We start from the raw sequence: 19741 nt of genomic DNA on the forward strand, positions 1-19741 counted from the left end.
ATCGTTGCACCATTGCCTGCAATGATTGATCAAGGGTGGGCCCATGAACGCTGCACAACGCAATGACCAGGCGCAACACCTCGGCCTGCTGTTCCTGCGGGTCTCCGGCGGGTTGTTTCTGCTGTTCGTCCACGGCTTGCCCAAGCTGCTGGACTTCACCGCGCAACTGCAACTGATCGAAGACCCGTTCCACCTCGGTGCCCACCTCACGCTGATCCTGGCGATCTTCGCCGAAGTCCTCTGTCCGCTGCTGATCGTCGCCGGGGTGCTGGCGCGATTGGCGTGCTTGCCTATTCTGTTTGTGCTGCTGGTGGCGCTGCTGATCGTGCATCCGCAATGGAGTGTGGCCGAAGGGCAGTTCGGCTGGTTGCTGTTGATCCTCTTCACCACTGTTCTGATCGCCGGGCCGGGACGGCTGGCGCTCAATGTTCGTTTGCCCGGAGTGCTCCGTTATGCCTGATTCCCAGACCCTGAAAACCCCGGGACCCGAAGAAACCGTGACGTTGATCGTCAAGCATCGGGTCAAGGCCGGTTTCGAACAACCGTACGAAGCCTGGCTGCGCAATATCGTCAGCGTGGCGGGGCGCGAAGAAGGGCACCTGGGCGTGGATGTAATGCGCAGCAAGCAGGGCGGTCTCGCGCTGTTCACTTGCGTGCTGCGTTATTGCTCGACCGAGGCGATGCAGCGCTGGCTCGATTCACCGCAACGCCAGAAGCTGATCGATGAAGCGGCGCCGATGCTCGCCGACGGTGACCAGACCGAGGTCAATGCGGCCAACGAGTTCTGGTTCACGCCACTGGCCGATGCCGCCTCGCCGCCACCGCGCTGGAAGCAGGCTGTGGTGACACTGTTCGTGATTCTGCCGCACACCTTGCTGGTGCCGCTGATCTGGGGGCCGCTGCTGCAACTCAATGCCTTCCTGTCCAACTACGTGGTCGCCACGTTCCTGATCACCCTGACCATCGTGCTGTCGGTGGTGTACGTCTGCATGCCGGCCGCGACCCGCCTGTTCGCACCGTGGCTGACAGCCAGTCAGCCCCATGAACACCTGGATTCCAACACCAACCCGCCGCGCTGAGCCGGCAGGTCTGGGCTTCGTTTCACTAATATCGAAGGAACTGCGATGAACGCCAACGCTGATCTGATTCTGTTCAATGGCCAATTTCATACCGTAGACCGCACAAAACCCCTCGCCAGTGCCGTGGCGATCAAGGACGGCCGCTTCGCCGTCGTCGGCAATGATGCGCAAGCCATGGCCCTGCGCGGCGCCGGCACCCAGGTCGTCGATCTCAAGGGCCGCTGCGTGATCCCCGGCCTCAACGACTCGCACTTGCACCTGATCCGTGGCGGTTTGAACTACAACCTCGAACTGCGCTGGGAAGGTGTACCGTCGCTGGCCGATGCGCTGCGCATGCTCAAGGATCAGGCCGACCGCACACCGACCCCGCAATGGGTGCGCGTGGTTGGTGGCTGGAACGAGTTCCAGTTCGCCGAAAAACGCATGCCGACCCTCGAAGAAATCAACCAGGCGGCGCCGGACACCCCGGTGTTCATCCTGCACCTGTATGACCGTGCGCTGCTCAACCGCGCTGCGTTGCGCGTGGCCGGCTACACCCGCGACACACCGAACCCGCCGGGCGGCGAGATCGTGCGCGATGCCAACGGCAACCCGACCGGCATGCTGGTGGCGCGGCCGAACGCGATGATTCTGTACTCGACGCTGGCCAAGGGGCCGAAGCTGCCGCTGGAATATCAGGTCAACTCGACCCGCCAGTTCATGCGCGAGCTCAATCGCCTCGGCCTGACCAGCGCCATCGATGCCGGCGGTGGTTTCCAGAACTACCCGGACGATTATCAGGTGATCGAGCAGTTGGCCAAGGATGAGCAACTGACCGTGCGTATCGCCTACAACCTGTTCACCCAGAAACCGAAAGAAGAGCTGACCGATTTCCAGAACTGGACCGGCAGCGTCAAGTTGCATCAGGGCGATGACTTCCTGCGCCACAACGGCGCTGGCGAGATGCTGGTGTTCTCGGCAGCGGACTTCGAAGACTTCCTCGAACCGCGCCCGGACCTGCCGCAGACCATGGAACAGGAGCTGGAGCCGGTGGTGCGCCACTTGGTCGAGCAACGCTGGCCGTTCCGTCTGCACGCCACCTATAACGAATCCATCAGCCGCATGCTCGACGTGTTCGAGAAGGTCAACCGCGACATTCCGTTCAACGGTTTGCCGTGGTTCTTCGACCATGCCGAAACCATCACCCCGCAGAACATCGAGCGAGTGAAAGCGCTGGGCGGCGGCATCGCGATCCAGGATCGCATGGCGTTCCAGGGTGAGTACTTCGTCGACCGTTACGGCAAGCAGGCCGCCGAAGCCACGCCACCGATCAAACGCATGCTCGCCGAAGGCGTACCGGTCGGCGCGGGTACCGATGCCACGCGGGTGTCCAGTTACAACCCGTGGACTTCGCTGTACTGGATGGTCAGCGGTCGCACCGTTGGCGGTCTGGCGCTGTATGAAGAAGGTTTGCCGCGCGCCACCGCGCTGGAACTGTTTACCCACGGCAGCGCCTGGTTCTCGTCCGAGCAGGGCAACAAGGGCCAGATCAAGGTCGGTCAACTGGCGGATCTGGCAGCGCTGAGCGCGGACTTCTTCCATGTCGAGGAAGAGGCGATCAAGTGGATCGAGTCGGTACTGACCGTGGTCGGCGGCAAGATCGTTTATTCCGCCGGCGACTTCGAAGACCTCGGTCCACGTGCATTGCCGGTGCTGCCGGACTGGTCGCCAGTGGTGAAAGTCCCTGGCCACTGGCGCCCGAATTCGCCGTTGCAGGCGCAGGTGCACCAGTGCAGCGGCCCGTGTGCGGTGCATACCCACAGCCATGAAAAAGCCCGGATGTCGAATGCGCCGGTCAGCGATTTCGCCGGTTTCTGGGGTGCGTTCGGCTGCTCCTGCTTCGCTTTCTGAGTCTTGCAATAAAGCGTCGGCCACCGGGGTCGGCGCTTCACCTCACCACCACCCGAGGAGTTTCAAATGAGCAACGTTCCTTACAAGCGCCTGAACAAAGACGATGCCGTGGTCCTGCTGGTCGACCACCAGACCGGCCTGATCTCGCTGGTGCAGGATTTCTCGCCGAACGAGTTCAAGAACAACGTGCTGGCGCTGGGCGACATCGCCAAGTTCTTCAAACTGCCAACCATCCTCACCACCAGTTTCGACGCCGGTCCGAACGGCCCGATCGTGCCTGAACTGCGCGAACAATTCCCGGACGCACCGTTCATTCAGCGTCCAGGCCAGATCAACGCCTGGGACAACGAAGACTTCGTCAAGGCCATCAAGGCCACCGGCCGCAAGCAACTGATCATCGCCGGTGTGGTGACTGACGTGTGCGTGGCGTTCCCGACCCTGTCGGCGCTGGCTGAAGGTTTTGAAGTGTTTGTGGTGACCGACTCGTCCGGCACCTTCAACGAAACCGTGCAGCAAGCAGCGTGGGCGCGCATGTCGGCGGCCGGTGCTCAACTGTTGAACTGGTTCTCCGTGGCTTGCGAGCTGCAGGGCGACTGGCGCAACGACATGGAAGGTTTGGCGAATCTGCTGTCGAATCGCCTGCCGAACTACCGCAACCTGATCAACAGCTACACCAAGTTCACTGCCAAGTAATGGGTTGAGGAAAAATGCCCGCTGAAGAGCGGGCATTTTTTTGTCTGTCGCAAAGGGCTCAGCGCTTTTGCAGCCACCCCAGAAACCCACCCTTGCGAACCGGCAAAGGCTGGGCCATCAACGCCAGCCGACTGTTCTGCTGCCGTACCGCCTGCAACTTGTTCAACGCCTGGCCGACTTCGCCGCGCTGTTCCATGCACTGGCGGGTGAGGTTCTTGTCGAGCCGATAAATGATCGAAGACGTCAATGCCGTAAACGTTGCCTGCGAAGGCGTATCGGCCAGAATGCTCTGCTCGCCCATGACCTCACTCGGCCCCATGCGCCCGGCTTCGGTGAAACCATTGCCGTCCGGCACGCTGGCGCTGACCACGCCGGTGGCAATCACGAACAGGCTGTCCGGCACTTCATTCAGATCCAGCACAACCTGCCCGGCGCTGTACTGCTGCGCGACCATCGATTCGGCGAGGCGATCGCGTTCTTCATGGCTGAGCGAGCGGAAGATTTTCACTTCATCGAGCAAGGCGCGGGCGCGGGTCGAAGGTTCGATCACGCCGTCCGGGTGCCGCGAAATACCGGCCGCTTCGAGATGGCGATGGGCGAGGTCGAACAATTGATTGCGCACTTCAGCCTTTTTGCCCAGCTCGGCGATAAAACCGCTGGCCACGTATTCCGACATCTCTTCGCCGGCCTCTTTGAGCACCGCTTTCGGCGCAGGCGTCAGCAACAGACTGCTGCTGCCTTGCAGCGTGCGGTCGAGGGCGTCGAGTACCCGGCGTGGGCGAATGTGGTTCGGCACCTTGATGCTGATCGACACGCCGTGCAGGTTGTTCGGGCGGCTGAGGTTGACGATCTTGGCCTTGGCCGCCACCGAGTTCGGCACCACGGCCAGGGTGCCGGCGCTGGTCAGCAGGTGCGTGGCGCGCCAGTCGATGTCGAGCACTTTGCCTTCGACGCCGTCGATCACCACGAAATCGTCGACCTGATACGGCTTGGTGGTGTTGAGCACGATGCCCGAGAACACGTCGCTCAAGGTGCTTTGCAGCGCCAGACCGACCACGATGGCGAACACCCCGGAAGTGGCGAGCAGGCCTTTCACCGGCAGCTCCAGCACATAACCGGCGGCCGCGACGATGGCCACCAGAAACACCAGCGCACCGATCACGTCCTGCAACAACCGGCCGCTGTGACCGATGCGGCGCATCAGGATCAGGCCGATCACTTCGGTCAATGCCCGCGCGGCATACAGCCACCAGAAAATTCCCAGCGCCGTCGCGCCCAGTTGCGCTACCTGATCATCGGCAAAGACTGGCGCCTGCAACGGGCTGACGCCGGCATTGATGATCAGCGCGCTGAAGGCCAGAAACAGCACCAGCCGCACACCGACCCGTTGCGCGCGATGCTTGAACGGCGCGAGGTGCCAGAGCAGGGCGTCGAGCACCAGCAGCAGGGCACTCCAGGACAGCAGGTGGGCAGAAAAAACGCTCATGAGGTGAACTCCGGCGGGCACAAAAGAAAACGCCACACCCGAAGGTGTGGCGAGTGGCTGGACTCAGTTCAGATGGGTCTTGAGTTCCGCCGCGGCCTGGCGCACGGCGGCTTTTACTTCCGGAATCTGATTCAGCGGATTGAGCAGGCCGAAGTCATGAATCATCCCGTTGTAGCGCACCGAGGTCACCGGCACACCGGCCGCGTCGAGGTGGCGGGCGTAGCCTTCGCCTTCGTCACGCAGCACGTCGAACTCGGCGGTCTGCACCAGCGCGGCGGGCAGGCCCTTGAGCTGTTCGCTGCTGGCATTGAGCGGCGAGGCATGGATCTGCGCACGCTCGGCCGGGTTGCTGGTGTAGTTGTCCCAGAACCACTGCATCATGCCCTTGGTCAGGAAGTGGCCCTCGGCGAACTGCTGGTACGAGCCGTTATCGAACCCGGCGTTGGTCACAGGCCACATCAGCAACTGGAAGCGCAGGGCCGGGGTTTTCTGTTCCTTGGCCATCAACGCCACGACCGCCGCCATGTTGCCGCCGACGCTGTTGCCGGCCACCGCCAGACGCTTGCCGTCGACACCGATGTCCTTGCCGTGCTCGGCCACCCATTTCGTTGCGGCGTAGGCCTGATTGATCGCGGTCGGGTACTGCGCTTCCGGCGACGGCGTGTAATCGACGTACACCGCAACCGCGCCAGAGCCCACCACCAGATCACGAATCAGCCGTTGGTGCGTCGGGAAGTCGCCCAGCACCCAGCCGCCACCGTGGAAGAACATGAACACCGGCAGTTCGCCCTTGACCTTGGCCGGGCGCACCACTTTCAGGTTGATCGTCTGGCCATCGACCTTGATTGCCTTGTCGCTGACTTCAACGCCCGACAGGTCAACCTTCACCGAAGCCTGGGCGCCGGTCAGCACCGCACGGGCGTCTTTCGGGCTCAGTTGCTCAAGCGGTTTGCCACCGCCAGCGGCGAGGGCGTCGAGGAAGGCCTGGGTGGTGTGTTCGACGCCAGTGCCTTCGGCGGCGAACGCGTTGCTGATGGACAGGGCGAGGAGGGAAGCGGCGAGGGTTTTCTTGATGTTCATGTGCAATTCCTTTTTAAGTCGTTCGAGTTTTTGTATGCCTTGGGATCGGGCTGCTGTGGCGCTGGGCTTCAGGCCTCAGCAACACCGTGAGCACAGATTAATGAGGTGCCGGAAAGTGAAAAAGCGGCTATAAAGCGTTTAACTGTCAACCAGAGAGTGACAATGAACCCGTTCGAAGACATGCGTATTTTTTGCCAGGTGATGGACTCCGGCAGCTTCACGGCGGCGGCCGATCAGTTGGGCCTGTCCAAGCAGTTCGTCAGCCGTCGGTTGATGCAACTGGAGGAGCGCCTCGGCGTGCGTCTGCTCAACCGTTCGACCCGGCGTCTGGACGTGACGCCACTGGGCCAGAGCTATTACGAGTCGGCGCTGCGGCTGTTAAGCGAAGTCGAACAGGTGGAGCAGGGCATTGCCGGGCAGACCGCCGAACCGCGCGGGACGATTCGTGTCAGCGCGCCGCTGTCGTTTGCGGTGGCGCATCTGGGCTGTCTGCTGCCGCTGTTCTTGCAGCGTTATCGCGAAGTCACGGTGGAGGTTGATCTGAGTGACCGCCCGGTGGACTTGCTCGGCGAGGGCTACGACCTAGCGCTGCGCATCGGCGTGCTGGAAGACTCGACCCTGATCGCCCGACGCATCGCCGCCATCGAGCGGGTGTACTGCGCCAGCCCTGCGTATCTGGCCGAGCGCGGCACACCGGTCAAACCAGAGGATCTGCTCAGCCATGACTGCCTGCCTTACGGCCACGGGCGTTCGGTGCAGTGGAGGTTCAACGCGGGGCAGGGCAAGCCGCAGCTGGTGAATGTCACCGGGCGGATGCGGGTCAACAACGGCGAGTTGCTGCGGGATGCGGCGGTGGCGGGGATGGGGATTACCTACTTGCCGACGTTCATTGTCGGGGCCGCGCTGAAGGATGGGCGCCTGGTGCCGGTGCTGGATGATTTGCGTCCGGAGCCGTTAATCCTGTCGGCGGTGTATCCGCAGCATCGTCAGGCATCGCGGCCGGTGCAGGCGTTGATCGAGTTTTTGCGCGAGCGGCTGGATCAGCGTCAGGGGGTGTTGTAGCCCCAGCCGCTCGCACAATCTTCAGCGTTGCTCAGTTGGCGCGCTTGTCATCGCCTGGCTCGCCGCCAACGTGAACCCCGCGATCATCGCCGGGTTCGCCTGCGGCATGTACGCCATGGTCGTCACCGATTTCGCCCGCGCGGTGTACGCCGTGGTCATCACCGATTTCGCCTGCACGATGAACCCCATGGTCATCGCCGATTTCTCCGGCCCGATGAACGCCGTGATCGTCCCCAGCCTCGGCGTGGGTGCCGTTGCGTCCTGAAGAGGCGCTGTCGCCGGAATGGCCCGAACCATGGTCGCTGCCGCTGTGGCCACTGTTTCCACCGCCGCCGCTGCCACTGTTGCCTCCACTGCCGCTGCCACTGTTGCCTCCACTGCCGCTGCCACCGTGGCTACCGCCATTGCCGCCACCGCCACTGCCACCGTTGCCGCCGCCCCCTCCGCCGCTACCGCCCCCTCCGTTGCCACCACCGCCCCCCCCATTTCCGCCTCCACCGCCGCCACTACCTCCGCCGCCCCCACCACCACCACCGCTTCCTCCACCCCCACTGCCACCTTCCTTGGCCTGAACGCTGGACACCCCGGACAGGTTGTCCGGGATCAATACGGTAGACGCCGACAGGACTGCGCCGATGGCCATTGCGAGCATGAGCTTTTGAATGTGCATATCGTTCTCCGTCTTTGTTGTCTTGATTGGGAACCTGGTTGTGCAGTGTTGCGCTTGAGTCGGCCCGTTCCCGGGGTCAGTGAATGCTTGAAGCGAGTTCGAAGATCGGGATGTACATCAGGATCACGATCACCCCGATCAGCAGGCCGATGAAGGTCATGAGCAGCGGTTCGAACAGCCGCACGAACCACTCGATCCAGCGGCTGATTTCCTCGTCATAGAAATCGGCGCTGCGCTCCATCATTTGCCCGAGGTTGCCGGACTGCTCGCCGGCGCGCAGCAGGCGCAGGGACACGGGCGTCACCAGCCGATTGAGCTCCAGCGCGGTGGACAATGACTGTCCTTCGCGCACCCGTTCGCAGGCCTGGTCGAGTCGCGCCCGCGAGGCTACGGTGAGCAGGCCCCGGACCATGCCCATGGCGGTCACCAGCGGAATCCCGCCTTGCAGCAGAATCCCCAGGGATCGGTAAAACCGCGCCAGCTCATACATGAAGATCCGCTGGTGCACGGCGGGGAGTTTTTCCACCAGTCGATCCAGCCCACGGCGAAACGCCGGTTGTTTCTGCAACACGGCGAGGGCGGTGATGATTGCCGCCAGAATCCCGAAAAACTCACCCTGATGCGCGTGCAAAAACATCCCGCTGCTCATCAGAATCTGCGACAGCCACGGCAGGTTCGAGCCCAGTCCTTCGAACACCAGGCTGAAACGCGGCACCACGTAGCCCATCAAAAACAGCACCACGCCACCGCCGACCACCAACAACAACAGCGGGTAGATCGAGGCGCTGACGATCTTCTGCCGCACCTCGTCCATGCGCTGGCGATAGCTGACATAACGACCCAGCGCATCGCCGACCGCGCCGGTCTTCTCGCTGGACTGCACCAGCGCCACGTACAGCGGCGGGAAAACCGCCGACAGCTGGGCCAACGCCTGGGAGAACGATTTGCCTTCGTACAGCAGCCGCACCAGCTCAGTCAGGGTTTTTCGGGCGGCGGGCGCGGTTTCTTTTTCCGCCAGGCTTTCCAGTGCGTCGATCAACGGCAGGCCGGCATTGAGCAACGTGGTCAGCTCCTGGCTGAACAGCACCAGGTTGAAGGTCTCGCGTTGGCTCAGGCGCAGCGAACGCCAGTGCCGTTCGGCGTGCAGGCTGACCACGCGCAAGCCCTGATCTTCGGCGATGCGCCGCGCTTCGCTGTGACCGGGCGCTTCGATGTTCAGCGACACCACGCCGGCCTTGCCCACTGCCTTCAGATGAAAACGCATGCCGTGTGCTCCGCTCATTGCCAGTTGGTGACTTCGGCGTTTTCGCCTTCGCCGCCGGGCTGGCCGTCCTTGCCCATCGACAGCAAGTCGTACTCGGCGTTTTCACCGGGGTAGCGGTAGGTGTAGTTACGGCCCCATGGGTCCTGCGGGAGTTTTTTCTGCAAGTACGGGCCGGTCCATTTCGCCTCGTCACTCGGCGCGGTCACCAGCGCCTGCAAGCCCTGTTCGGTGGACGGGTAGTGGCCGACTTCCAGCCGATACAAGTCCAGTGCCTTGCCCAGGCCTTCGATCTGCGCCTTGGCGACTTTCACTTCGGAGCGCCCCAACTGGGCGAAATATTTGGGCGCGACGATCCCGGCCAACAGGCCGAGCACCACCAGCACCACGAGCAATTCGAGCAGGGTGAAACCCTGTTGGGCGCGCGGACGAACATGCAGCTTCATGATGACCTCCGGTGAGTGGCAGCCGAGTCGCCTGAGGGCTTATGCAATTGCCATGCTCAGCCCCCGATAAATCCTGCGTGCGGGCTGAAGCCCTTGAAATACGGGCTTCTCGAGAGTCGGCACAGTGCTTGCGTACGGCTGATTCACGACAGGTCAGTGGGGCATTTCCCCCAATTTTTCGGGGCCTGTCAGGGGAGGCCCAATGCTCAATCCAATCTGCGCAGGACTGCTTGGCTGCATGCTGTTGACCGGCATCGCCGAGGCCGATGTGTTTGTCTCCGTGGACGCCAAGGGCAGCTATGTGCTGTCCAACGTCCACCGCCCCGGACGCACCTACGAACGGGTGATTCACGAGGCACAAATGCCCGTGGTCAGCCTTGACCGGCAACCGCAATTGATCGCCAACCAGCCCTACGCGGAACTGGTGTCGGCGGCGGCCACGGCCAATCACTTGCCCGAAGCCTTGCTGCACGCGGTGATCAACGCCGAGTCGAACTACAACCCCGGCGCCACCTCGCCCAAAGGCGCCGGCGGGCTGATGCAACTGATGCCGGACACCGCCCGCGAACTGGGGGTGACCGACGTCTATGACCCCAAGGCCAACATCCAGGGCGGGGCCCGGTATCTCAAGCGCCTGATGACCCTGTTCGACAACGATATCGCGCTCGCCGTGGCGGCCTACAACGCCGGCCCCGACGCGGTGCTCAGCCGTGGCCGGGTGATCCCGCCGTTTGCCGAAACCCAGCGTTATGTCCCCAGCGTCCTGCGCCAGTATCGGCGTCTGCAGGGGCTGGCAGCGGACGCGCCGTTGTAAACCTTCAACCCGGTTTTCCCCACTTTCGGGGCAAATCCGCCGGGTCGGAAAAACGGGGAATCGGGTGGGGAATATCCCCCGGATTCTCAAATGATTTCTGTAACTGATTGAACAGCAATACGATTTTTTGTGGCATGCGGATTGCTCCGAGGGCTTTGTCGAGAATCATTCCCTGTGAGCACCCACTACGAGGTTTCCGATCATGGTTGGCATTCACCACGCACCGTCCCTGTTGAACTGGCTGCTGTTGCTGGCCTCGATGCTCAGCGTCGAACTGGCCAGCGCCGCCGTGCGCTGCGAACGTAATCTGGTGGCCAACGTCGTGGCCTTCGATCAGCCGCTGATGTTCAACCGCCTCGGTGCGCAGAACGTCAACGGCATGATGTTCGCCTTGCGCCGCGACGTGGTCGATGACCATGACCGGTCACTGGCACAGGGCGGTTCGGCGGTGCCGGGCAAAGTGTCGCTGCGCCCGGACAAGCGTCCACGGCCGCTGGTGCTGCGCGTGGCGGCGGGGGATTGCCTGACGATCAACCTGCAAAATCTTCTGGCGTATCAGGCCAACCCGAACCATCACTCCGAGCCCGAGGGTGAAGAGGAAAACGCCAACGTCGGCGAAGCCTTCAAGGCCGACGAACAAGTCGCCGACCGGCATGTCGGTTTCCAGGTCAACGGCCTGCAAGCGGTGAACAGCATCGATGACATCGCCTCGTTCACCGGGCGCAACGCCAACAGTCTGGTCGCCCCCGGTGCCAGCCGTTCCTATCTGTTATACGCGGAGCGCGAAGGGGCGTTCGATGTCAGCAGCCGTGGCGCGACGTTCGGCGGGGAGGGCGCGGCCGGCAACAATGCCAATGGTCTGTTTGCCCAAGTGGTGGTCGTGCCCAAGGGCGGCCGCACTTACCGCAACACCCTCACTGAAGAAGACATGCGCCTGGCCAGCACTGGCCGCACCCCCGCCGGACATCCCATCGTCGATTACCAGGCTCGTTACCCGCAGCGCGAGCCGTGGCTGCGCGAAGGCAAGGCCGGCGTGCCAATCATCAGCATGGTCGACGGCAGCGAAATCATCTCCAGCGAAAGCGACGCCATCGTCATGGGCAGCAACCCCGACGGCAGCTTTCCGCCGATCACCTATCCACTGGAATCGGTGGGCAAACGCAACCCGGCGTTGCCCAACCGGCTGGAGCCGTTCCGCGATTTCGCCGCGCAGTTCCAGGACGAAACCGCCGTCACCCAGGCGTTCCCGGCGTACTTTGCCGACCCGGTGATGGGCCATGTGCTGGAGCCGACCCGCGACTCGTTCATGATCAACTACGGTGCCGGCGGCATGGGCGCCGAAGTGATCGCCAACCGTTTGGGCGTGGGGCCGATGCACGATTGCCTGTCCTGCGCCTACGAAGAATTCTTCCTCAGCTCGCACACCGTCGGCGACGTGGCGATGCTGGTGGACGTGCCGGCCAACACCGGGCTTGAGAACATCGCCCCCGGCCAGACGCCACGTGCCGATCAGGTCGGCGTGAAAGCCACCATGGCCCTGTATCCGTCTGAGCCATCGAACGTCGCCCACAGTTACATCGGTGACTTCGTCAAATTCCGCAACACCCATAACGGTTACGAGCACCACATCTTCCACTTGCACGGTCACCAGTGGCTGTTCAATCCCAACGATGACAACTCCGATTACGTCGACGCTCAGGGCATCGGGCCGGGGGCTGGCTACACCTATGAAATCGCCAATGGCGGCTCGGGCAATCGCAACCGCGTGGCCGGCGATGCGATTTACCATTGCCACTTCTATCCGCACTTTGCCCAGGGCATGTGGGCCATGTGGCGGGTGCACGATGTGTTTGAAGAGGGCACCCGACTGGAGGTTTCCCAGCAGGGTGCCGATGGTTTCCACAGCGAACCCTATGCGCTGCGCAGTGGTAAACCCGCCGCCGGTGCCCGCGCCTTGCCCGATGGCGAAATCATTGCCGGCACGCCAATCCCCGCCATCGTGCCGCTGCCGGGCAAAGCCATGGCGCCGATGCCGGGCAAGGTTGTCGTGGTGCCGAAAATCGGCGAAACCCTGGTCGCCGGCAACGATGACGACGATGAGGAAGAAGAGGGCGACGATGATCACCACGGCGGCAACGCTGGCGCTCAGGCTGTTGGTTCTCTAGCCCTGGTGGATCGCAGCGAAGCCAACCGCAACGCCGACGGCAGCCTGAAAAACCCTGGCTATCCGTTCTGGATCGGCGGCATGGAAAGTTCGGTCGGGCAACGTCCGCCGACCCCACCGCTGGACATGCTCGACGCCGCCACCGCGCAATCGCTCAAAGCCAGCGGCAAGGCGCTGTGGGCCAACCTCGACCCGACGCAATCCGGCGGCTGGGACGGTGGTTTGCCGCGTCATGCACTGGACGGAAAGTCTGCTGGCGGCGAAGCGCTCACCGTGACCACGTCGCTGGATTTCTCCAAGGAAGTCACCCGCGCCAAACCGATCTATCTGCCTGAAGAGGGTACTGAAGTCGAACAGGCGGCGATGGCTTTCCACGCGAAAAAGGATCACCCAAGCTTCGCCTTGCTGCCCGGCAATCAAGTGGTGGCCAAGGCCTTCCGCACCAATGGTGCCTTGCCGATTGCCGGCGCGCCGTACTACGAACCGTGCATGGATGACCGTCAGAAACGTTTGACCAGCAGCGCCGGTATAGGCGAATTCAACAGCGGCGAGCGTCTCGATGGCATGTCCTTCGTCGGCGCCTCGACCTTCACCGCCGACCGGCCACGGGTCTACAAAGCCGCCAACATCCAGTTCGACGCGGTGTACAACAAGGTCGGTTATCACTTCCCGCAGGCCCGGATTCTGGCGCTGTGGGAAGACGCCTGGCCGGTGATCACCAAGCAGCGTCCGCCAGAGCCGCTGGTGATGCGCATGAACACTTTTGACTGCGTGCAATACCAGCAAACCAACCTGGTGCCGGCCGTCTACGAGATGGACGACTATCAGGTGCGCACCCCGACCGACGTGATCGGCCAGCACATTCACCTGCCGAAGTGGGACCTGACGGCGGCGGACGGTTCCTCCAACGGCTGGAACTATGAGGACGGCGTGCTTTCCCCCGGCGCTGTGCAAGAGCGTGTGCACGCGATCCGCGAATTCAACCAGTGCGCCGGTACCGATCCACGCGACGGCACCCCGGCCTGCCCGAAAGCCAAGGCGCACCCATTCTTCGGTCAGTACGGACGCAGCGACTGGATGGGGGCGCGTACGGCGATGCAGCGCTGGTTCGTCGATCCGGTGATCAACAGCAAAGGCGTGGATCGCGGCCTGGGCACCATCTTCACCCATGACCATCTCGGCCCATCGACGCACCAACAAATCGGCCTCTACGCCACCGTATTGGCTGAACCGGCCGGTTCCACCTGGTTCCACGCCGAAACCGGCGAGCCTCTGTATAGCGGCGCGCGGCAGGACGGCGGGCCGACGTCGTGGCAAGCGGTGATCAACACCGGCGACCTCGACGGCGATGGTTTGAACGACAGCTTCCGCGAGTTCTTCCTGGAGTACAGCGACTTCCAGCACGCCTATGAAGCCGGGGTGTATGTGGGCGCCGGCCCGAACGGCATCCCGAATGCGCAAGCGTTCCCGGCCACGGCCGACAGCTTCCGCTTTGCGATCAACCCGCCGGTGCGCAACAACGCCGGCAACCTGCTCGAAGCGGTGGTCGAGGCGCGCGGCGGGATCAAACCGGGCTGCCCGAGCCGGCCGTGCCCACAGGCGATTTCCGTGGATGACCCCGGCATGTTCGTCGTCAACTACCGTAACGAACCGCTGGGCCTGCGGGTGTTCGACCCGAACAAGGTCGGCCCGGACGGCAAGCGCGGCATGCAGGCCGACGGCCTCGGTGGTGACCTGGCGTACGCCATGCAGAGCCGCACCGATCGGGCGATCCCGGCGCTGAACCTGGCGCCGAACCAGATCAGTTCGGCCACCGGGCCTACCGGCGGCACCACGCAGTTTCCGCCGCACATCAACAAGGGCGGCGCTGAACCGGGCGATCCGTTCACGCCGATGCTGCGCACTTACACCGGCGACAACGTGCGGCTGCGGGTGCATGCCGGCGGCCACGAGGAAGAGCACAACGTCACCCTGCACGGCGTGAAGTGGCTGCAGAGCGGCTCCGGGTTCGGCAACAGTTCCAACTCCGGGTGGCGCGCTTCGCAGATGGTCGGGATCTCCGAGCAGATGGGCTTCATCGCGCCGGTGTCGATGCTGTCGAGTTCGGTGGCGACCACCGGGGATTATCTGTACTCGATGGACGCCTCGATCGAAGGCTACTGGAACGGCATCTGGGGCGTGATGCGCAACTACACCGCGCAACGCAACGACCTGTTCGCGCTGCCGAACAACCCGAAACCCACCGGCATGCGCAACACCGTGGCATTCGAAGGCAGTTGCCCACGGATCAGCGCCAACCCCAACGGCATCGGCACCCGACCCACCGTGCAGCGCAATTATGAAGTGGTCGCGGCGCTGGCCAACGACATCCTGCGCAACCCGCTGGGGCTGACCATCGGCGACTCGGCCGGGCTCGGCCAGCATGTTGGCGGGCCGTTGAATCCGGCGGGCGGCACGCTGGTGTTCAACTCGCGGCCGGTGAGCATTCCGCAGGTGACGGTGACCGACCCAGAGGATGGCGAAACCATCACCATCGGCGGTCAGAGCGGGCCGATCCATGACCCGACCGCGATCCTTTATGTGCGCAAGGGGGATCTCGATCCAGCCACCGGCAAGCTCAAACCCGGCATTCCGGTCGAGCCGCTGGTGCTGCGCGCTGCTGCCGGGGACTGCATCAACATCACCCTGGAAAACCGTCTGCCGAGCGTGATGCCCGATCTGGCGCAGACCGCCATCCTGCAAGGCCTGGTCAAACGTGATCGCAACGGTGGTGACGGCTCGACCACCTTCAACAACAACCTGCTGCGGCCGTCCAGCCACGTCGGACTCCACGCGCAATTGCTGGCCTACGACATCACCAAATCCGACGGGGTGAACGTCGGTGCCAACCCGATCCAGACCGTGCCACCGCGTGTCGGTAGCACCGGTGCGTACCCGACCCGTACCTATCAGTACTACGCCGGGCACCTGGAGCGCGAAGGCAAACCGATCACCCAACTGGGGCGCAGCGTCGACAACATCAACGCCACCGCCGTGGAATTCGGCGGCCTCAACTTCACCCCGGCGGACGTGATCAAACAACCGCAAAAAGGCCTCGGCGGGGCGATGAGCATCCTGCCGGCGGGCGCCACCTGGGTCGACGATGCACGCAAGGTCAGCGCCACGGTGACGGCGGCGGGGCAAACGGCTTATCGCGATTTTGCGATGGTCTGGCAGCGTGCCCTGAACCTGCGCTGGGCCAATGGTCGGCCGGTGGAGGGCATTGCCTCCGAAGGCATGGGCGTGCCGAACGATCCGAAGGACAACGCCGGCATGGCCATCAACTACAAGGCCGAACCCATGTGGTACCGCTTCGGCCTGGCGCCGGATGCACCGTTCGGCCGCGCCGATGGCCACGGTTACGGCGACGTGCCCAACGCGCACATGGCCTACAGCAACGCGCTGGTCGGCGGTGATCCGCAGACCCCGGTGTTCTACGCCAGGCCAGGGCAGCCGTTCCGCACCCACATCCTGATGCCGACCGGTGGCAGCCGTGGCTCGACCTTCCAGCTCGACGGGCACCTGTGGTCGGTCAATCCGTTCCAGTCGGAGAAGAGCGATGTCGGCGGCTACCCGATGAACACCCCCGGCGTGGGCTCGGTGAAGTTCGGCTACAACCCGATGTCGATGTACATCGGCGCCCGCGAAAGCGTGCTGCCGGCGGCGCACTTCAGCTTCATGTTGCCGAGCGCCGGCGGCGCCAATGCGATAGCGGGGGATTACCTGTTCCGCGACAACGCTTCGTTCGGCAACACGGCGGGGTTATGGGGTTTGCTGCGGGTGACCAATGAGCCCGAGCCGGCACCTCAGGGCCAATAGCGGAAATGCAGTCGAGGGGAGAGCGACATGAACAGGATCATCAACATCATCGGCGTCTGTCTTCTGGCGATGGCCGGGGCGTTGCTCACGCTGAGCGAGATTGCCCTGGCGCAAACCGGCCCCGGGCAGGTGCTGACCCGCGACGGCGTGTCGATTGCATTCAACCTGCAACCGCTGGCTCGCGACGGCAAATTGCGTGAAGGCGAGTTCGCCGACGTGCAGTTTCGCGTCACCGATGGCGCCTCCGGCCAGCCGCTGTCCGGTGTGGCGCCGGGGGCGTGGATCGATCCCGAAACCGTTGCCGCCGACCAGGCCCAGGGCCGCGACAAGAGCTGCAAATCCCGGGTCGGGACGTTCCTCAAATCCAACATCGGCGCGCGGCCGCTACTCGATCTCAACAGCTACTTCCTGCTGGTGATGAACCGCGATGCCAGCGTTTCGGTGATTGATCCGTCGGTGTCGGTCGGCGGCATCACCAGCACGCTTGCGCGGATCGAACTCAAGCAACCGCCGATGGACTGGGTTACGCCCAAAGACAACAAAAAGGTCTTCGTGTCGATGCCGACAGCGGGGGAAGTCGCGGTGATCGACAGCGAGCAATTCAAAGTCCTCGACTCGGTGGCCGCCGGCAGCCAACCGGTGCGCGTTGCGTTGCAACCGGACGAACGTCTGCTGTGGGTCGGCAACAATGCGGCGAAGGCCGAAGAATCCGGCGTCACCGTGATCGACGCCCACAGCCTGAAACCGCTCAAACACTTGGCAACCGGTCGCGGGCACCACGAAATCACCTTCAGCAAGGACAGCCGCTTCGCCTTCGTCAGCAACCGTGACGACGGCACGTTGAGCGTCATCGATATCGCCAGCCTGAGTCTGTTGCAACAGGTCAAAACCGGCTCCAGCCCGTTGTCGGTAGCGTATTCGCCGCTGTCCGGCGCGGTGTACGTGGCTGACGGAAAGGACGGCACTGTCACGGTGATCGACAGCAACAGCCGCGCCGTGCGGCGGGTGATCAAGCTGCAACAGGGCCTTGGCCCGATGGGGTTCAGCGCCGATGGTCGCTTCGGTGTGGTGTTGAACACGGTGGAGAATCGCGCCACCGTCATCGATGCGGCCAATGATTCAGCGATCCATGATCTGGAAGTCTCGGCCGAACCCTATCAAGTGGTGTTCACCAAGGCCTATGCCTACGTGCGCGGCCTGGCCTCGCCGAAAGTCACCATGATCAATCTGGCGTCGCTCGGCGAAGGACGGCAGCCGATCAGTCAGGGTTTCGAGGCCGGGCCGCAGCCACCACGGCTGGCCGGGGATTTGCCGCTGGCGTCGAGCCTTGCCGTGTCGCGGGATGACAATGCGGTGTTCGTGGTCAACCCGGTGGACAACACCACCTATTTCTACGCCGAAGGCATGAACGCGCCGATGTCCGGTTACCCCAATCGTGGGCAAATCGCACGCGCGGCAATGGTTGTCGACCGCAGTCTGCGCGAGGTGTCGCCGGGGCTGTACAGCGCCCGGGTGAAACTGCCGACGGCGGGGCGTTTCGACGTGGCGTTCCTGCTCAATCAACCGAACATCATTCATTGCTTCAGCGCGCAGGTGGAGCCCGACGGCGCGGCTGAAAAACACGTCGGCCCGCCGAAAGTCGAGTTCCTGCCGGGCAAGACCGCCGTGGCGCTGAACGACCCGTACGTGGTGCGGTTCCGCATCGTCGAGGGCAAGCAAAAGGTGCAGCGCAGCGGCGTGAAAGACGTGCAGTTGCGCTACTTCCTCGCGCCGACGTCGCGGCCCCGAGAGGTGGCGGCGCTGGAAGTCGCCGACGGTGTGTACGAAGCCCCGGTGACCCTCGACCGTAGCGGCGCCTGGTACCTGCATGTGCGCGCGGCATCGCTGGGCGCGGGTTTCGACGACAAGACATTTGCCAGTGTCCGGGTGCTGCCCGGCCAGACTCAGTGACGAGGACAACGCCATGAACCGATTCGCATCATCCGGCCTGCTGACCTTGTGTCTGTTGGCCGCCGGCATTCATCAGGCCCGGGCCCATTCGGCGGACGAACACGCGGGGCACAAGGCACCGGCCGCCAGCACCCAGGAACACACCCAGGTCAAATTCGTCGACGTGCCGCTGCTCGACCAGAACGGCAAGACCGTGCGCCTGGAGCAGGATCTGGTGCACAACAAAATCGTCGTCATGAGCTTCATCTACACCAGTTGCACCACGGTTTGCCCGGTGGTCTCGTCGATCATGGGCAAGGTGCAGAAACAGCTGGGTTCGCGGGTCGGCGGCGAAGTGCAACTGGTGTCGATCAGCATCGACCCGCAGCGCGACGACCCGAAACGCCTGCTGGATTACGCCCGCTCTTTCCAGCGTGGGCCGGGCTGGAGCTGGCTGACCGGTTCGCCGCAGTCGATCAACGCCACGCTCAAGGGCCTCGGTAGTTTCAGCGGTGACTTCAAGAACCATCAGCCGCTGATCCTCGTCGGAGACGGCAACAGCCGCCACTGGATGCGCTACTACGGTTTCACCGACCCGGCGTTGCTGGCCAAGGAAGTGGAAAAACTCAGCGGCCTGCGCACCCACGCCAAACACACCGCGATTGCCATGGAGCAACAGCCATGAGAATGCTCGACTGGATCAGCCTGACTGTGTGCTTCTGGATTCTCGGCAACGTGGCCTTTGCCCACGAAGGCCACGCGCCCGAGGCCCCGGCGACGGTGGCCGCTGCGCCGGCCAAAGGTACTCATGACGCGAAAACCTGGTTCACCGACACGCCGTTGCTGGATCAACACGGCGTCACCCAGCGTTTCTACAGTGATGCGCTGCAGAATCGCGTGGTGCTGCTCAACGTCATCTTCACCAGCTGCAACGATGCCTGTCCGCTGATCACCCGCAAGCTCAAGGAAGTCCGCGAGCTGCTGGGCGACAAGGCCGATGGCGTCACTTTCATTTCCCTTACCAGTGATCCGCTGCGCGACACGCCGGCGGTGCTCAAGGCTTACACCTTGAAGCAGGGTGCCGATGACCCTCACTGGCTTTTCCTTACCGGCGACAAGGCGCAGATGGATCTGGTGCTCGGTCGCATCGGCCAGATCGTGCCGACGCCGGAGCAGCACTCGACCCAGTTGATCGTCGGCGATGTCGCCAACAAACGCTGGAGCAAGATCCGTCCCGACGCCTCGGCCGCCGCCATTGCCCAGCGCTTGCAACTGCTGACAATGCCCGTGGCCGGCCGCTGAGTCCGCG

Annotated in this window: 16 protein-coding genes; 10 read left to right on the forward strand and 6 right to left on the reverse strand. The window is 63.3% G+C overall.

The features are described from left to right. The first annotated feature begins 43 nt into the window (after positions 1-43). From IF199_RS10685 to ycaC, 4 genes are all read left to right on the forward strand, one after another. Positions 44-460 carry a DoxX family protein gene (locus IF199_RS10685; protein ID WP_192560333.1) on the forward strand — a complete coding sequence of 139 codons (417 nt, stop codon included), beginning with the start codon at positions 44-46 and terminating at the stop codon, positions 458-460. Continuing rightward, positions 453-1079, forward strand: a complete 627-nt coding sequence (locus tag IF199_RS10690; RefSeq protein ID WP_096821300.1) for an antibiotic biosynthesis monooxygenase — start codon at positions 453-455, stop codon at positions 1077-1079. The genes IF199_RS10685 and IF199_RS10690 overlap by 8 nt, the downstream gene beginning before the upstream one ends. A gap of 45 nt (positions 1080-1124) precedes the next feature. Then, positions 1125-2969, forward strand: a complete 1845-nt coding sequence (locus IF199_RS10695; protein ID WP_102621580.1) for an amidohydrolase — start codon at positions 1125-1127, stop codon at positions 2967-2969. A 66-nt stretch (positions 2970-3035) separates the two neighbouring features. Then, complete coding sequence (gene ycaC / locus IF199_RS10700; protein WP_096821302.1) at positions 3036-3662, forward strand: isochorismate family cysteine hydrolase YcaC; 627 nt, start codon at positions 3036-3038, stop codon at positions 3660-3662. 58 nt (positions 3663-3720) lie between these two features. Here the strand turns inward: ycaC and IF199_RS10705 are convergent, their stop codons facing one another. After that, positions 3721-5148 (reverse strand): mechanosensitive ion channel family protein, encoded by a 1428-nt coding sequence (locus IF199_RS10705; protein ID WP_192560334.1) that lies wholly within the window; start codon positions 5146-5148, stop codon positions 3721-3723. A 63-nt stretch (positions 5149-5211) separates the two neighbouring features. Then, positions 5212-6228 (reverse strand): alpha/beta hydrolase, encoded by a 1017-nt coding sequence (locus IF199_RS10710; protein ID WP_192560335.1) that lies wholly within the window; start codon positions 6226-6228, stop codon positions 5212-5214. A 162-nt stretch (positions 6229-6390) separates the two neighbouring features. Between IF199_RS10710 and IF199_RS10715 the strand changes: the two genes are divergently transcribed. Continuing rightward, positions 6391-7290, forward strand: a complete 900-nt coding sequence (locus tag IF199_RS10715; protein ID WP_102621583.1) for a LysR family transcriptional regulator — start codon at positions 6391-6393, stop codon at positions 7288-7290. Between the two features lie 31 nt (positions 7291-7321). Here the strand turns inward: IF199_RS10715 and IF199_RS10720 are convergent, their stop codons facing one another. From IF199_RS10720 to gspG, 3 genes are all read right to left on the reverse strand, one after another. Next, complete coding sequence (locus tag IF199_RS10720) at positions 7322-7960, reverse strand: hypothetical protein (protein ID WP_192560336.1); 639 nt, start codon at positions 7958-7960, stop codon at positions 7322-7324. Between the two features lie 76 nt (positions 7961-8036). Continuing rightward, a complete protein-coding gene (locus IF199_RS10725; protein WP_096821308.1) occupies positions 8037-9224 on the reverse strand; it encodes a type II secretion system F family protein in 1188 nt (395 codons plus the stop codon). A 14-nt stretch (positions 9225-9238) separates the two neighbouring features. Further along, positions 9239-9667, reverse strand: coding sequence for a type II secretion system major pseudopilin GspG (gene gspG / locus IF199_RS10730; RefSeq protein WP_102622369.1), 429 nt, complete (start codon positions 9665-9667; stop codon positions 9239-9241). Positions 9668-9869: 202 nt separating this feature from the next. On the opposite strand from gspG, the gene IF199_RS10735 reads away from it, so the two are divergent. Continuing rightward, a complete protein-coding gene (locus IF199_RS10735) occupies positions 9870-10481 on the forward strand; it encodes a lytic transglycosylase domain-containing protein (RefSeq protein WP_085733246.1) in 612 nt (203 codons plus the stop codon). Between the two features lie 4 nt (positions 10482-10485). On the opposite strand, the gene IF199_RS10740 is transcribed toward IF199_RS10735, so the two are convergent. Beyond that, positions 10486-10650 (reverse strand): hypothetical protein, encoded by a 165-nt coding sequence (locus tag IF199_RS10740; RefSeq protein ID WP_192560337.1) that lies wholly within the window; start codon positions 10648-10650, stop codon positions 10486-10488. Between the two features lie 33 nt (positions 10651-10683). On the opposite strand from IF199_RS10740, the gene mnxG reads away from it, so the two are divergent. From mnxG to IF199_RS10760, 4 genes are read left to right on the forward strand one after another with little or no spacing between them, the layout of a single operon-like run. Continuing rightward, positions 10684-16503, forward strand: a complete 5820-nt coding sequence (gene mnxG / locus IF199_RS10745) for a manganese-oxidizing multicopper oxidase MnxG (RefSeq protein WP_192560338.1) — start codon at positions 10684-10686, stop codon at positions 16501-16503. 27 nt (positions 16504-16530) lie between these two features. Further along, positions 16531-18453 carry a YncE family protein gene (locus tag IF199_RS10750; protein WP_192560339.1) on the forward strand — a complete coding sequence of 641 codons (1923 nt, stop codon included), beginning with the start codon at positions 16531-16533 and terminating at the stop codon, positions 18451-18453. Between the two features lie 13 nt (positions 18454-18466). Then, entirely contained in the window at positions 18467-19117 is a 651-nt protein-coding gene (locus IF199_RS10755; protein ID WP_102622373.1) for an SCO family protein, read from the forward strand. Beyond that, complete coding sequence (locus IF199_RS10760; protein WP_192560340.1) at positions 19114-19734, forward strand: SCO family protein; 621 nt, start codon at positions 19114-19116, stop codon at positions 19732-19734. Before IF199_RS10755 ends, IF199_RS10760 begins: the two co-directional genes overlap by 4 nt. The last annotated feature ends 7 nt before the right edge of the window (positions 19735-19741 follow it).

It is taken from the genome of Pseudomonas allokribbensis, assembly GCF_014863605.1.
Lineage (GTDB): Bacteria > Pseudomonadota > Gammaproteobacteria > Pseudomonadales > Pseudomonadaceae > Aquipseudomonas > Aquipseudomonas allokribbensis.

What these genes read in the sequence shown, in the direction of transcription:
- IF199_RS10690 (WP_096821300.1), top strand. Translation starts at nt 453, where the DNA reads ATGCCTGATTCCCAGACCCTGAAAACCCCGGGACCCGAAGAAACCGTG.
- IF199_RS10760 (WP_192560340.1), top strand. Translation starts at nt 19,114, where the DNA reads ATGAGAATGCTCGACTGGATCAGCCTGACTGTGTGCTTCTGGATTCTC.
- IF199_RS10695 (WP_102621580.1), top strand. Translation starts at nt 1,125, where the DNA reads ATGAACGCCAACGCTGATCTGATTCTGTTCAATGGCCAATTTCATACC.
- ycaC (WP_096821302.1), top strand. Translation starts at nt 3,036, where the DNA reads ATGAGCAACGTTCCTTACAAGCGCCTGAACAAAGACGATGCCGTGGTC.
- mnxG (WP_192560338.1), top strand. Translation starts at nt 10,684, where the DNA reads ATGGTTGGCATTCACCACGCACCGTCCCTGTTGAACTGGCTGCTGTTG.
- IF199_RS10725 (WP_096821308.1), bottom strand. Translation starts at nt 9,224, where the DNA reads ATGCGTTTTCATCTGAAGGCAGTGGGCAAGGCCGGCGTGGTGTCGCTG.
- IF199_RS10750 (WP_192560339.1), top strand. Translation starts at nt 16,531, where the DNA reads ATGAACAGGATCATCAACATCATCGGCGTCTGTCTTCTGGCGATGGCC.
- IF199_RS10740 (WP_192560337.1), bottom strand. Translation starts at nt 10,650, where the DNA reads ATGATTCTCGACAAAGCCCTCGGAGCAATCCGCATGCCACAAAAAATC.
- IF199_RS10710 (WP_192560335.1), bottom strand. Translation starts at nt 6,228, where the DNA reads ATGAACATCAAGAAAACCCTCGCCGCTTCCCTCCTCGCCCTGTCCATC.
- IF199_RS10735 (WP_085733246.1), top strand. Translation starts at nt 9,870, where the DNA reads ATGCTCAATCCAATCTGCGCAGGACTGCTTGGCTGCATGCTGTTGACC.
- IF199_RS10720 (WP_192560336.1), bottom strand. Translation starts at nt 7,960, where the DNA reads ATGCACATTCAAAAGCTCATGCTCGCAATGGCCATCGGCGCAGTCCTG.
- IF199_RS10755 (WP_102622373.1), top strand. Translation starts at nt 18,467, where the DNA reads ATGAACCGATTCGCATCATCCGGCCTGCTGACCTTGTGTCTGTTGGCC.
- gspG (WP_102622369.1), bottom strand. Translation starts at nt 9,667, where the DNA reads ATGAAGCTGCATGTTCGTCCGCGCGCCCAACAGGGTTTCACCCTGCTC.
- IF199_RS10715 (WP_102621583.1), top strand. Translation starts at nt 6,391, where the DNA reads ATGAACCCGTTCGAAGACATGCGTATTTTTTGCCAGGTGATGGACTCC.
- IF199_RS10705 (WP_192560334.1), bottom strand. Translation starts at nt 5,148, where the DNA reads ATGAGCGTTTTTTCTGCCCACCTGCTGTCCTGGAGTGCCCTGCTGCTG.
- IF199_RS10685 (WP_192560333.1), top strand. Translation starts at nt 44, where the DNA reads ATGAACGCTGCACAACGCAATGACCAGGCGCAACACCTCGGCCTGCTG.